The following is a 13270-nucleotide window of genomic DNA, read 5'->3' as shown; positions in this document are numbered from 1 at the left end:
TCTATGGAGCTGACATTGATAAGAAAAAAATGAAACTGCTCTTGTGGGTATGCTAGGCGTTTATATGGCTATGAATTCTGGAAAATCAATTGCGAGTGGAATCGCTAAAATGGTACCTGGTGTAGGTACTAGTGGTAGTTTAATTTCAGTTGAAGTTGGCATGGTGATCACTGGAGCATTAGGCTATGCGTATATTGAATTAATGGAAGGACAAGTTGATTTAAGTTCAACAGCTCCAGAAGCTTTGACAGTTCTTTTGGTAGGGTTGTTGTCTAATTTTTTACCTAATGGTCAGTAAACGGGTCTGCTTAAAGTTAATTTGTTATCATATTTTTCATTTTTCTTGTACTATAAAAATGAAAGGAATGATGACGTGAGTATAAAAGTGGGCGAGCATTATACTAACTACACTGCAAGTGAAATCGATAAATTATAAGTATTAAGTGATTTGATACTATCTGTTGCTGAAGAATTAGATTAAACAGTAGCTGTAAGCATTGAATGGGAGAAATTATCATTTGCCTCTCAATTCGGAACACCTATTAGAATTGACCGTTTCGATATTGAAAGAATTGCATTATTTGTTCATTGTCAATACGCACAAACTGTTACCAATAAACGAGTTTAAAATGTGTATTCAAATGTCATTAACCTACAAAAATAATTAAAATGAAAAAATTCCAATTAACATTGTTAGTTTTGGGATTTTTTTGTTCAAAATGAATAAAGTAGGGATGTATGCTAAGCGTCGTTAGTCAATTTTGTTTAGATAAGTTTGTTTTTAAGTTAATAAAACTCAACTGAAAGAAAACAATTTTCTTATTAACTGTATTGATAAAATTATTTTCATGTGGTATATTTTATTTGAAAGCGATGCCAAAAGTCAGGGAGATAAAAAAATGCTAGATAATATGACATTAAAAGAAATGGAAAAATATCATGGTCAGCGTTTTAGACCAGTTGATTTTGATTCCTTTTGGGCAAGTGAAATAGAAAAATTACCAAAAGATATTTCATACAAAATAGTAAAAAGAGAGTTCGAAACAAATTACGTTGATTGTTTTGATATTCGTTTTTCAACAGCAAATGGCTCAGTTGTTTATGCCAAATATTTGCGACCAGTGACAAAAGCTAAAGTACCTGTAATTTTTCATTTTCATGGATATCAAGGTCGAAGTAGTGATTGGTCCGAATATTTTAAATTTATTTTGGCTGGTTATGCTGTTGTTGCAATGGATGTTAGAGGACAAGCCGGTTTATCAAGAGATAATGGTCAGTTTTCTGGGACAACAGTCAAGGGACAAGTCATAAGAGGAATGCTTGATGGCCCACAAAATTTATTTTTTAAAGATATCTATTTAGATGTTTATCAATTAATTGAAATTGTATCAAAATTAGAAGGCATTGATTCAGAGCGAATGATAACTTATGGTGCTTCACAAGGTGGTGCCTTAGCATACGTAGGTGGTGCATTGAACAAAAAAATTAAGCAAATAATTTGTATTTATCCATTTTTAGCTGATTTTGGTCGTGTTTTAGATTTGCAGTTGACGTGTGAACCGTATGATGAATTATTCAGATATTTTAAGTATGTGGACCCATTTTATGAAACAAAGGAAAAAATGTTGGGCACATTCGACTATATTGACGTTAAAAACTTCAGTGACCTTATAGAGTGTAACGTAAAGCTTGTGACAGGTTTAAGAGATGAAATCTGCGTACCATCAACACAATATGCGATTATAAATGGTTTAAAAACAAATAAAGAGCATATGATTTTACCAGAGTATGGACACGAAGCATTAAATGTATTTATGAATGATCAAGTAATGAATTGGATAACTGGAGAAAGAATTGGAGCGAAGAAAGATGAATATTAAAGAAAAAATTAATAAGGGATTAATTGTTTCTTGTCAGGCATTAGAGGATGAGCCATTGCATAGTTCGTTTATCATGTCTCGCATGGCACGAGCAGCAAAAGAAGCTGGTGCAATTGGTATTAGAGCAAATTCAGTGGTTGATATTCAAGCAATTAAAGATACCGTTTCGTTACCGATAATTGGTATTATCAAAGAAGTTTATCCTGATAGTGACGTTTTTATCACACCAACCTTAAAGGAAGTTCGTGCAGTTTGTGCGACGGGAGTAGAAATCGTTGCGATGGATGCTACGACAAGAGTAAGACCTAATGGTGAGAAACTAGCAGAGATTGTAGCAACGATTAAAAATGAATATCCTGACACTTTGCTTATGGCCGATACTGCATCTCTAGAAGATGTCGCGTATGCAGAAAAACTAGGATTTGATTTCATTGGAACGACACTTTATGGCTATACCGAAAGTACTCGGAATGCCAATATCGCAGACCAAAATTTTGAACATCTTAAAGCTATTATTGCGCAAACAACATTGCCAGTAATTGTTGAAGGTAAAATAGATACACCAGAAAAAGCGCGTAAATCCTTAGAGTTAGGAGGTTTCAGTGTTGTTTGTGGTGGGGCTATTACGAGACCACAAGAAATAACAAAACGATTTATTGATGAAATTGAATTAGGAGTTGAAAGGAGTAGAGCATAGTTGGAACTTAAAAAAGATAAGAAAAAAGTCTTAGATAGCATCAAAGAGTCAATGACCGGCTATCTTTTCGTGGGACCACAATTAATTTTGTTTGTCGTCTTTATTGTCTATCCGGTATTAGAAGGTTTCAAAATGAGTATGTATCGTCAAACTTATACTGAAGATTTGTTTGTCGGATTTGATAATTATAAAGAATTATTTGCTGATCCAGTTTTTATTCGATCTGTTTTTAACACCGTCCTTTTTGTAGTTGCAATCGTCTTTTTAACAATTGTCTTTGGTTTGTTTGTCGCCACAACTGTTTACGATAAATCATCCAAATACATCTCGTTTATCCGCGGCAGTTTCTATTTGCCAGTAATGGTTTCAATGGTTGTCATGAGTATGGTGTGGAATTTCTTACTGAATCCAGCAAATGGCTTAATTAGTTATCTTTTAGGAAATGCTGGGGTTAAAGATGTGAATCTCCTTGGGAGTGTAACCTGGGTTATGCCAACTATCATTTTTGTAACGTTTGTTGGAAATGTAGGTCAATCGATTATTTTATATATTGCCTCTATGATTGGAATTCCTGAAGACTACTTTGAGGCGGCTCAAATTGATGGCGCGACGAGGTGGCAAAGAATGACAAAAATTCTAATTCCATTAGTTAGACCCACAACTTTATATTTAATTGTCATTAACATTATTGCCGTTCTGAAAATTTTTGTTGTGATTCAGTTGTTGACAGGTGGAGGACCAAACAATGCTTCTGTCACAATGATGTATTATCTTTACCAAAATGCTTTTGTTTATAATAATACCGGCGTTGCAGCAGCAGTTGGTGTAATCATGTTTATCGTTGCTTTAATGTTATCCATTCCACAGTTTAGAGCGTTTGGAAATAAAAAATAAGGAGAGGGAAATATGCGTTGGGTTAAGAAAATAAAGAGTATGGAATGCTATGATTTGATTACCAATATTATTGTGATTATTCTCGCGATTCTAAGTCTGTTTCCAATTTACTGGTTGATCACGAATGCCTTTAAGACGTCTGCAGATATTTATAAAATGCCGCCAGATATTTTGCCTAAGTCGCTTTATCTAGGTAATTTTAAAGAACTTTTTCAAAATCAACCTGCACTCAAATGGACGTTTAATAGTTTCTTTGTATCAATCGTGACGACAACACTGAGTGTGATTTTGTCATCGGCGGCCGCTTATGCTTTTGCCAAATTGAATTTCAAAGGTAAAAAAGTATTATATGCATTGTTTATCGCATCTTTAATGGTTCCGAAAGAAACGTTTATTGTACCACTTTTTAAAACAGTCGTTGCTTTTGGCTGGGTTGATACCTATCAATCACTGATTGTTCCAAACTTAGCAATGTGCTTTGGTGTCTTTATGTTGAAATCATTCTTTGAGTCCATTCCAGATTCTATTAGGGAATCAGCGAAATTAGATGGTGCCAGTGAATGGTATATTTTTTGGAAACTGATGTTACCGATTGCAAAACCTGGAATAGGTGCCTTATTCATTCTAAATTTTGTTACATTTTGGAATGATTACCTCTGGCAACTGTTAATGGCACGTAGCAAAGGTATGAACACCTTAACGGTTGGTGTCGCAGGTTTAATGCAAGAAATCAATCCAAATATAGGATTAAGAGTTGCTGGTGCGGCAGTTGCTGCATTACCAATGATTATCATATTTATTATGTTTCAAAAATACTTTACAAAAGGAATTGCAGCTGGTGCTGTCAAAGAATAGGGGAGAGATAAAAATGAAAAAAATGTATTTCGTTCGTTATTGGTATTAGGTGTGGCAGGTTTAGCGTTAACTGGATGTGGTAAAGGACAAGAAAAAGCGTCTGAAGCAGATTCAAAAGGTAAATCTGGTGAAGTTGAAGTGTGGTTAACACCACAATGGAAAGGCGTCCAAGATCCTTCTGAAGAAGGTGCTGACTATGATAGTTTCTTTAAAGAAGCTGCAAAACGTTACAATGAAAAAAATCCTGATGTGAAAATTAAAGTTCAAGTTATTCCAGGTGAACAACGTTCAGACAAATTAAGTGTTGCGATGCAAACTAAAACATTACCAGACGTCTTTTTTGACTCAAGTTTTGCATTAAGTGAGTATGCGCATATGGGCGTATTGGCTCCTTTAGACGATATTGTTGATGAAAAAGCGAAGAAAGATATTCCAAGCTCGATTTGGGAAAATGTCACAATTAAAGACAATGTTTACTTCTACCCATTTGGTCATAATCCTGGAACATTAGCTTACAATGCAGATATGTTTAAAGCAGCGGGTTTAGAAAAATATGTTAGTGGTGAACATGATATTGCAAACTGGAGTATTGATGAATTCACAACTATTTTAAAAACATTAAAAGAAAAAAATCCTGATGTAGCTCCATTTGGATTATATGCAAAAAACAATCAAGGTGATACATGGAATATGTCATATATGAGAATGTTTGATAATCCATTCTTTGATAAAGATGGAAAAATTGTTCTAAATGATGAATCTGGTGAAAAAGCATTAACTTATATTAATGATCTAAGAAAAAATGGTTATACAACTAAAGGTGCTGAGTCATTAACAAGTAATGATGTTAATGCAATGTTCCAAAACAAACAAACAGCTGTTAACTTTACAAACAGTGTTTTATTCTCAGGCATCCAAAAAGATATGAAAGATGGAAAAGTTGAGCCATTTGATATGCGTTTGGCAAATATTCCTGGTGAAAAAAATCCAATTTCATTTACATATGTCACAAGTTCAGTGGTTTTTAATACTGGTGATGAAAAACGTATGGCAGCAGCAAAAGATTTTGTGAAATTCTATTCAACAGACGCTGAATTGGTTAAAGCATCAAAAAATACGTTACCAGTCAGAGAAAGTGTCTCTAAAGAATTATCAGGTGAGTTACCATATTTAGAAGCCTATAATAAAAATTCTGAAAATGTTATTAACTTCTCAAATAATACACCTGGTTATGCAGAATTAAGAAATGCCTTCTTCCCTGAGTTGCAAGCAGTTTTTACTGATGCTAAAACACCAAAAGAAGCTTTAGGAAACTTTACAGAACAAGGAAACCGCATTATTGAAACAAATAAAAAGAAATCAGTAATTCTAAAATAGAGGTGAATTGAGCGATGATTAAAGGTGAGTTTAAATTAATTGAACAAGATCAAGTCTTATGCAAAAGTATGCCGATTATCTTAAAATTTATCGCTGAATTACCGGAATTTGAATGTCAGTCAGTCCAACTAAATGAGTGGATTACGGCAAACTTTTTAGAGTATGAAACGTCAACCAGAAAAGAGCGAGTTTGGGAAGCACATAAGGAACATTTTGATCTACACTATTTGTTGGTTGGTCAAGAGTGGATTGATTTAGACGCGTCAAATAGTTTGGAAAAAGGAGAGTATCATAGAGAAGATGACTATTACCTTCTTTATGGTTCTCATACTGAGTCATGTGAACTAAATGCGGGACAATTTATGTTGTTAGACTTAGAAGAAGCCCATCGGACTGCCATAAATGAGCATAAAACAGTCGTAAAAAAAATTGTATTTAAGATTAGGAAGACAGCTGATGAATAATTATTTATGTGTTGACATTGGTGGAACGACAATCAAATCGGGGATTTATGATGAGAATGGGCAGGTCGTCTTGAGGTACCCTTTATCTGAAACGAATAATAGTATTGCGGAATTAAATATTGTCACGCGTTTAAAATATTTAGTTGAAGAGAGCATTAAAGACTATCCATTATCTGGTGTCTGTATTTCAACCGCGGGTGTTGTTAATCCAGAAACTGGTGAAGTTATTTATGCCGGTTATACAATTCCAAATTATTCAAATACGCCACTTAAGCAAATCATCGAAACAAATTTTCAGATTCCTTGTGAAGTTGAAAATGATGTCAATGCTGCTTGTTTAGGTGAAAAATGGCGTGGTAGTCTTCAAGGAATTGATGATGCTGTATGTTTAACTGTCGGAACTGGCATCGGTGGTGCTATTTTACAAGGTGGCTGTATTCAACATGGGGTAGGTTTTACAGCTGGTGAAGTGGGATATCTGCAAATTGATGGGGAGAATTATCAAGATATTGCATCAACTTCAGCCTTAATTAAAAAAGTAGCACGTATAAAAAATAAACAATATGATGGCAAACAAATATTTGAAATGGCACTAAATGGAGACAATGAATGCATCCAAGCGATTGATGAATTGGTGACAGCTTTGACAACAGGGTTAGTCAATATTATTTATTTATTGAATCCAGAAGCTATCGTTTTAGGTGGTGGAATTATGAGTCAACAAGCCTATCTTGAACCACTCATTTTGAAAAAAATAGCTACTAAAATTGAAGATAAACGATTCAATCAAACAAAGATAACTTTTGCAGCCTTGAAAAATGATGCAGGAATGATAGGAGCGTTGTATAATTTTAAGAAAAGACAATAAGTGAGGCAATCAAATGACCATTTTAGAAGATATTCAAAATAAATTTCCGTCTTTTTCAGAGAAAGAAAAGAAAATCGCAACGTATTTACTTAAGAATAGCGACACGTTAACGAATATAAATATTTCAACGTTGGCAAAAGAAACGGATACTTCTCCGGCTACAATCACGCGCTTTGCTAAAAAGTTAAATCAAGATGGGTTCGTTGATTTAAAAATTCAAATCAGTTCTTTGAAACAGACAAATTCAAGAGATAAAGACTTACAAAGTGATGTCTATGATTATTATACAAAAGTGATTGAGAATACTGAGCAACTTGTAAATAAAGATGATGTTGAGATGATTGTAAATAAGATTAAAGATGCGCCACGAATCTTTATTTTTGGGGTGGGCAGTTCTGGGCTAACAGCATTAGAATTAACACAACGTCTTTTAAGAATGGGGTTAAACGTAACCTCAACCACTGATTCTCATATGATGTTAATTACAAGTTCAATGGCAGTTGAAGGAGATTTAATTATTGGAATATCAGCGTCAGGAGAGACAGTCGAAGTCAATGATGCTGTAACTTATGCAAAAGCAAATGGCGCTCAGGTAATTAGTATTACAAGTTTTCCAGAAAGTACATTGTCAAAGATTTCAGATTTATCTTTAATTGCTTATAGTAGTGTCTTTATTGGCAATAAAAGATTCGTGAACTCTCAATTTGCTATTATGTACCAAATTGATGTGATTTCAACAATGTTATTAGAAGATGACAAATTAAATGAACGAATGAGTCAGACAATCAAAGTGATTACAAGAAGTAATCAAAATGAGGAGCGAAACAAAAATGACAAAACTTGATAAATATAAAGGTATCATTCCGGCTTTTTATGCTTGTTATGATGAACAAGGTGAAATAAGTCCTGAACGTGTTCAGGCTTTAACGCAATATTTTGTTGATAAAAAAGTTAAAGGGCTATATGTAAATGGTTCTTCAGGCGAGTGTATCTATCAAAGTGTAGCAGACCGAAAAATAGTATTAGAAAATGTCATGAAAGTAGCAAAAGGCAAGCTAACTGTTATCGCTCATGTAGCTTGTAACAGTACTAAAGAAAGTGTTGAATTAGCAAAACATGCTGAAAGTCTTGGTGTGGATAGTATCGCAGCAATCCCTCCAATCTATTTCAGATTACCTGAATATTCAATTGCCGAATATTGGAATAAAATTAGTGACGCGGCTCCAAATACTGATTTTATTATTTACAATATTCCACAATTGGCTGGAGTCTCATTAACTCCTAGTCTTTATCAAGAGATGTTAAAAAATCCTCGTGTCATCGGCGTGAAAAATTCTTCAATGCCAGTTCAGGATATTCAAACTTTTGTCTCACTTGGTGGAAGTGATCATATTGTCTTCAACGGTCCGGATGAACAATTTATTGGTGGTCGTTTGATGGGAGCTGAGGCAGGTATTGGTGGTACATATGGTGTCATGCCAGAACTGTTTTTACAGCTAAATGCCCTTTTTGAAGCTAAAAAGCTTACAGAAGCTAAAGAACTTCAATACGCGATTAATGATATCATTGCTTTAATGGTTTCAGGACATGGCAATATGTATGCCGTGGCAAAAGAAATTCTCCGAATCAATGAAAATTTAGATCTTGGTTCAGTAGCGTCACCATTAGCTCCAATTATTGCAAGTGACATGGAAAATATTAACCAAGCCGCACAATTAATTCAAAAAACGAAACAAGTATTTTGTAAATAAATGAGATTAAGGGATAACTGAAAAAGTTGTCTCTTTTTTGAATAAGAGCCACCGGAAAAAATAAAGTTTTTATTAAATGTGATAACATTTTTTTTGACAAAAAAATAATTGTCTGCTATATTACGTGTAACAAATTAACTAATCAAAGAAATGAGTGAACTTTTTGAGTGCGAAGATTATCTAAAACGAAACAATTGAACAACGAGGTTACCAATATACAGTAAAGTGTATGGTCTATTTTGTTCTACCCATTATTTTAGTTTGAGATATCTGTTAAGATTGCACTTTTTAAAAGTCGGCATTTTTTAAATAAGGTTAGTTTAACTTACCTTTATTTAGGCTTGATTTTTATAAGCAATTTTTAGAATATTAAACGACAAGTTTTGGGAAATTAGATTTTCTCAAAACTTTTTTGTTTAGTTTAAAAGGTTGAAGGCATGGAATAAAGTGCTTTTGTAGCGTCTGAGATAGACGGGATTTTATGTGCTGGAGCTTGGCATTAAGTCAATCATGATATTTTGACACAAACCGTCAAATTATCATGCCCGCCTTACTGATCAGCTCAAAGCGCTCACGTCACCACCTTTTTGACGGGGTTCCGCTGGCTGGGATTCGGCACCAAGTCAATCCTGGTAATAAATCAAAAACCGATTTTTTCCCAGGCTTGTCTTGCTGCTCATCCCAAAGCGCCAGCGTCACCACCTTGGTTAATTTGTTACGGCAGGTATCTCTTTTGACATTAAAGAAAAAGAGAAAGAAAAATGAAAAAACAAGCAATTGAACAAACACAGTTCAACGAAATAAAAGAATTGATTAGTAACTACGCCATCAGCAAGACAGTGAAACAACAAATTACGGAAGAAGAACCAATGAGTAATATCGGAAAAGTTAGACATGCTCAAAAAGAAACTGGCGAAGCACTAAACATTTTAGAAACGAAACAAAGTATCCCATTTATGGCAAGCGAACAGATTGATCGTCTATTCCAAAAAATTGAAAAAGGGTATGTCTTAGAACCAAAAGAATTATTAGAAATCGCAGAATTCTTAAGAACAATCCGTAAATTAAAAGATTTCTTCAACCGCAACATCGAGTTAGCACCAACGCTATCTGGATATGCAAGTAAGCTACAATCGTTTCGCTCAATCGAAGAAACGATTACAATTTCAATTAAGAATAACCAAGTCAGCTCAGAAGCTTCACGTGACTTGAAAAAAGTGCGTCAAAATATTCAAAAACATAAAGCAGATATTAACGACCGTTTGCATAAATTCATTAATAATGCTAGCAACCGTTCGAAGATTCAAGAATCAATGGTTGTTGACCGTGACGGTACCTTAACAGTACCAATCAAGTGTTCATTCAAACATAGCGTGAAAGGTCGTATCGTGTCAGAGTCAGGCAATGGATCGACTGTTTACATCGAATTAGACAATACACGCGAACTTAATCAAAAACTTCAAATGGCGCAAGCTGAAGAAATGAGTATCGTATATCAAATCCTAGCCAATTTAACTGAAGAAATTGCAACGGAACTAAAAGCAATGGAAAAAACAATGAAGATTATCTTTTCACTAGAATTAATCGTGGCTAAAGCGAAATTCAGCGAAGAAATTGGTGGCCGAAAAGTTAAAATTAACGATTCAGGTTACATCAATTTAGTAAATGCGAAACACCCATTACTAGGCGAGTCAGCCGTTCCATTATCAATTGAACTTGGTCAAACAGAGCGCGGCCTAGTGATTACAGGTTCAAACTCTGGAGGTAAGACGGTTGTCTTAAAGACTGTTGGACTATTGACACTCATGACAATGATTGGCGTCTTCATTCCAGCAGATTCAGAAAGTAATATTAGCTTATTCGATCAGATTTTGGTCGATATCGGAGACTACCAAGATTTCGATAATGCCTTGAGCACATTTTCAGGTCACATCAACAATATGAGAGAAATCCTCTCAATCGCAAATGATCGCTCACTAGTTTTAGTTGATGAAATAGGTAGTGGTACCGAACCAACAGAAGGTGCAGCGCTCGCAACAGCAATGCTCGAAAGTTTAGTGACCAGAAATGCAGTTGTCCTCGCATCAACTCATTATGGTGAGATCAAAGACTTTGCAGTCAAAGATCAAAACTTTATTACCGCAGCGATGGCTTTCGACAAAGAAACTTTAAATCCACTGTACCAACTACTTATGAATGAAGTTGGCGCAAGTAACGGTTTCTGGCTTGCGAAGAAAATGAATATTGGTTCAGATATCTTAGAAAGAGCAGCTTACCATTTAGCGAAAACAAACTAGTTTTTCACTCTAAAGTGACATCTTTGTCATTTTAGAGTGAAATTAATGATTTATAATTGAAATCTATTTTTTTTCGTGTTAAAGTGACAATGTTGTCACTTTTGGGAAAACAACTAAAATACAAATAAATTGGAGCTCAAGATGAAAATTGACGAAACAAAACAAAAAATAATTGAAAATTCAAAACAAGTCTTCATTGAAAAAGGTTTAAAAGATGTCACAATGACTGATTTAATCAGTGTTAGTGGATATAGTCGTGGTGGTGTTTATCGCTATTTCAAAACACCAACAGATATTTTTAAAGAATTAATGAAACAAAATATTTTGGATCTAAAAGAATCGTATCAAATGATTAGTTTTGCTGAATACTTGGCACAAGAAAAAGTAGAACTTTTAGATATTAAAAATAGTCTAAGTTTAGCAGGCTATGAGTTTATGACCAGTCGAGAAGATAAGGATGAACTGGGTTCTCTTATTTTTGAGACCCATTTAGAGATCATAATGAACACAAAAAATTGCTCCAAAGTGGAGGCTCAGCACATCTTCTTAGTTCTTGAAGGTTTAAGAGTCATGGCACTAACGGGCATTATTACTGAGAAAATTATTGAGGAAGCATTCTCAAGCTTTAATTAATTTAAAAAAATAATCGGAAAGGAGGACATCTCGAAATGGAAACACTAGAAATCATTCGTCATGACATTGGCTTATCACAGTCACTTGAGAGTTTTAAACTAGGATTGATTTATAGCTATCTTTATCAGACTATTTCAACTAAAGAATTGGCAAAAAAAATGGAAGTACCTGTTCCAATTGCGACGGCTTTTAAGAAAGAGCTTGTCAAGCATGGCTGGATGCAGCGCGCAAGTTTTTATACTTTGACTGAAGTTAGTCGCAATTATGTTTTAGAAGAGTTACATTATAAAAATGTGGATAAAGATCAGTATCTTCAAATATTAACTGATGAAACAAGTCAGGTGCTATTTTTAGAATCGATGAAAATTAAGCTGACAGATATTTACGCAAAACGTCCAGTGGCCAAGCGTGAATTAGATCAAGCCCACGCCACGATTGAAACGGTATTGAAACGAGTGGCGCTTTTATTAAATGATCCGCTAATTTTTGCTAAAGAAATTGCCTTCGTAGGTGATGACGATCTTGTGTCAATATTTTTAGCTCACTCACTTGCAAGTCTTGGCTTTGAAAGTAAGTCTAACCTATCTGTCTATGATATTGATGCAGATTTATTATTATATATTTCAGAAAATCAACCAGAGCAAGTGGAAATTAAGGTGTACCAGCAAGATTTTAAGGAAGAAATCCAAGAAATTGATAATCAAGTCGATATTGTTTTTACAGATCCTCCTTATACATCTGAAGGCATCTTAACTTTCATTGACACGGGAGCTAATCTCCTAAGAAATCAAGGTAAAATGTACGCTTCTTTCAACAATAAAACACCAGCATTTCAAAGTTTTATCCAACAAGAAATTGCTAAAAAAGATTTTAATTTTGTTGAAATTATTCCGAAATTTAATCATTATTTAGGTGGCTCAATTATTGGTAACGTTAGTCATTTGTATGTCTTACAAAAAAACAATATGGCGCAAACAAGTCTTGCGACTGAAAGTATTTATACATATCATTTGAAACGAAATAAAATGAGTCAACGGCTTGGCTTTCATACCTTATATGATTTACGTGGTTGTAATCAAGATTTATTAACGGATGTTGAATCCGTGACAGAAAAGCTGACGATGTTATCAAAGCAATTTAAGTTAAATGTTGTCACAGAAAACTTCCATCAATTTATGCCTTATGGTGTCAGTGGCGTCATGGTTTTAAAAGAATCGCACTTCACGATTCATACTTGGCCGGAATATGGTTATGCAGCTGTTGATTTATTTGTTTGTGAGGATACTGTCGATGAGCAAGCATTCATGAATGAATTGCAAAATGCTTTTGAATCAACAATGTGCGAAGTCAAAAAAATATTTCGAGAAAGTTAATTAATAATGCAACATCCGAATGAGTTTAATTTTCGGATGTTGTTTTTTTATTATCCTGTTTATCGATATATGTCTAATAAGTATATTTTGATACCAGTGTTCGCATCAATAATATATGTTTGCTGTCTTGAGCGATTAACAGTTACTATGTTATTATTTAAGATGTTATGAATTAATTAAT

The 13270-nt window shown here is 34.2% G+C and carries 13 protein-coding genes; all 13 read left to right on the top strand.

The features are described 5' to 3' along the window. The first annotated feature begins 49 nt into the window (after positions 1 to 49). The 13 genes from ESZ54_RS11000 to speD all read left to right on the top strand — a co-directional run bounded on the left by ESZ54_RS11000 (position 50) and on the right by speD (position 13089). Positions 50 to 298 (top strand): hypothetical protein, encoded by a 249-nt coding sequence (locus ESZ54_RS11000; RefSeq protein WP_136137704.1) that lies wholly within the window; start codon positions 50 to 52, stop codon positions 296 to 298. Positions 299 to 899: 601 nt separating this feature from the next. Further along, positions 900 to 1880 carry an acetylxylan esterase gene (locus ESZ54_RS10995; RefSeq protein WP_136137703.1) on the top strand — a complete coding sequence of 327 codons (981 nt, stop codon included), beginning with the start codon at positions 900 to 902 and terminating at the stop codon, positions 1878 to 1880. Next, positions 1870 to 2577 carry an N-acetylmannosamine-6-phosphate 2-epimerase gene (locus ESZ54_RS12590; protein WP_204249548.1) on the top strand — a complete coding sequence of 236 codons (708 nt, stop codon included), beginning with the start codon at positions 1870 to 1872 and terminating at the stop codon, positions 2575 to 2577. Before ESZ54_RS10995 ends, ESZ54_RS12590 begins: the two co-directional genes overlap by 11 nt. A gap of 51 nt (positions 2578 to 2628) precedes the next feature. After that, positions 2629 to 3471 (top strand): ABC transporter permease subunit, encoded by an 843-nt coding sequence (locus ESZ54_RS12585; protein WP_204249549.1) that lies wholly within the window; start codon positions 2629 to 2631, stop codon positions 3469 to 3471. A gap of 12 nt (positions 3472 to 3483) precedes the next feature. Beyond that, positions 3484 to 4326: a carbohydrate ABC transporter permease gene (locus tag ESZ54_RS10985; RefSeq protein ID WP_239433801.1), complete on the top strand. Its 843-nt coding sequence runs from the start codon at positions 3484 to 3486 to the stop codon at positions 4324 to 4326. Between the two features lie 39 nt (positions 4327 to 4365). After that, positions 4366 to 5703, top strand: a complete 1338-nt coding sequence (locus ESZ54_RS10980; RefSeq protein ID WP_136137702.1) for an ABC transporter substrate-binding protein — start codon at positions 4366 to 4368, stop codon at positions 5701 to 5703. 14 nt (positions 5704 to 5717) lie between these two features. Continuing rightward, positions 5718 to 6167 carry a NanQ anomerase/TabA/YiaL family protein gene (locus tag ESZ54_RS10975; protein WP_136137701.1) on the top strand — a complete coding sequence of 150 codons (450 nt, stop codon included), beginning with the start codon at positions 5718 to 5720 and terminating at the stop codon, positions 6165 to 6167. Continuing rightward, on the top strand, positions 6160 to 7035 hold the full coding sequence (locus ESZ54_RS10970) for an ROK family protein (RefSeq protein ID WP_136137700.1): 876 nt from the start codon (positions 6160 to 6162) through the stop codon (positions 7033 to 7035). Before ESZ54_RS10975 ends, ESZ54_RS10970 begins: the two co-directional genes overlap by 8 nt. A gap of 13 nt (positions 7036 to 7048) precedes the next feature. Then, entirely contained in the window at positions 7049 to 7879 is an 831-nt protein-coding gene (locus ESZ54_RS10965) for a MurR/RpiR family transcriptional regulator (protein ID WP_136137699.1), read from the top strand. After that, a complete protein-coding gene (locus tag ESZ54_RS10960) occupies positions 7866 to 8786 on the top strand; it encodes a dihydrodipicolinate synthase family protein (RefSeq protein ID WP_136137698.1) in 921 nt (306 codons plus the stop codon). The genes ESZ54_RS10965 and ESZ54_RS10960 overlap by 14 nt, the downstream gene beginning before the upstream one ends. A 761-nt stretch (positions 8787 to 9547) precedes the next feature. Further along, positions 9548 to 11083, top strand: a complete 1536-nt coding sequence (locus ESZ54_RS10955) for an endonuclease MutS2 (RefSeq protein WP_136137697.1) — start codon at positions 9548 to 9550, stop codon at positions 11081 to 11083. 141 nt (positions 11084 to 11224) lie between these two features. Further along, positions 11225 to 11716, top strand: coding sequence for a TetR/AcrR family transcriptional regulator (locus tag ESZ54_RS10950; protein WP_136137696.1), 492 nt, complete (start codon positions 11225 to 11227; stop codon positions 11714 to 11716). A gap of 35 nt (positions 11717 to 11751) precedes the next feature. Next, positions 11752 to 13089, top strand: coding sequence for an adenosylmethionine decarboxylase (gene speD, locus ESZ54_RS10945; RefSeq protein ID WP_136137695.1), 1338 nt, complete (start codon positions 11752 to 11754; stop codon positions 13087 to 13089). Positions 13090 to 13270: the final 181 nt, after the last annotated feature.

Source organism: Vagococcus silagei, assembly GCF_004795745.1.
Taxonomy (GTDB): Bacteria; Bacillota; Bacilli; order Lactobacillales; family Vagococcaceae; genus Vagococcus; species Vagococcus silagei.
The sequence above is the reverse complement of the archived record's forward strand: the minus strand, read 5'-3'. Positions and strand labels throughout refer to the sequence as shown.

Bases quoted from the DNA above. Each gene is read 5' to 3' on its own strand.
- speD (WP_136137695.1), top strand. From the start codon at position 11,752: ATGGAAACACTAGAAATCATTCGTCATGACATTGGCTTATCACAGTCA.
- ESZ54_RS10960 (WP_136137698.1), top strand. From the start codon at position 7,866: ATGACAAAACTTGATAAATATAAAGGTATCATTCCGGCTTTTTATGCT.
- ESZ54_RS10955 (WP_136137697.1), top strand. From the start codon at position 9,548: ATGAAAAAACAAGCAATTGAACAAACACAGTTCAACGAAATAAAAGAA.
- ESZ54_RS12590 (WP_204249548.1), top strand. From the start codon at position 1,870: ATGAATATTAAAGAAAAAATTAATAAGGGATTAATTGTTTCTTGTCAG.
- ESZ54_RS10965 (WP_136137699.1), top strand. From the start codon at position 7,049: ATGACCATTTTAGAAGATATTCAAAATAAATTTCCGTCTTTTTCAGAG.
- ESZ54_RS10975 (WP_136137701.1), top strand. From the start codon at position 5,718: ATGATTAAAGGTGAGTTTAAATTAATTGAACAAGATCAAGTCTTATGC.
- ESZ54_RS10985 (WP_239433801.1), top strand. From the start codon at position 3,484: ATGCGTTGGGTTAAGAAAATAAAGAGTATGGAATGCTATGATTTGATT.
- ESZ54_RS10970 (WP_136137700.1), top strand. From the start codon at position 6,160: ATGAATAATTATTTATGTGTTGACATTGGTGGAACGACAATCAAATCG.
- ESZ54_RS12585 (WP_204249549.1), top strand. From the start codon at position 2,629: ATGACCGGCTATCTTTTCGTGGGACCACAATTAATTTTGTTTGTCGTC.
- ESZ54_RS11000 (WP_136137704.1), top strand. From the start codon at position 50: ATGCTAGGCGTTTATATGGCTATGAATTCTGGAAAATCAATTGCGAGT.
- ESZ54_RS10995 (WP_136137703.1), top strand. From the start codon at position 900: ATGCTAGATAATATGACATTAAAAGAAATGGAAAAATATCATGGTCAG.
- ESZ54_RS10950 (WP_136137696.1), top strand. From the start codon at position 11,225: ATGAAAATTGACGAAACAAAACAAAAAATAATTGAAAATTCAAAACAA.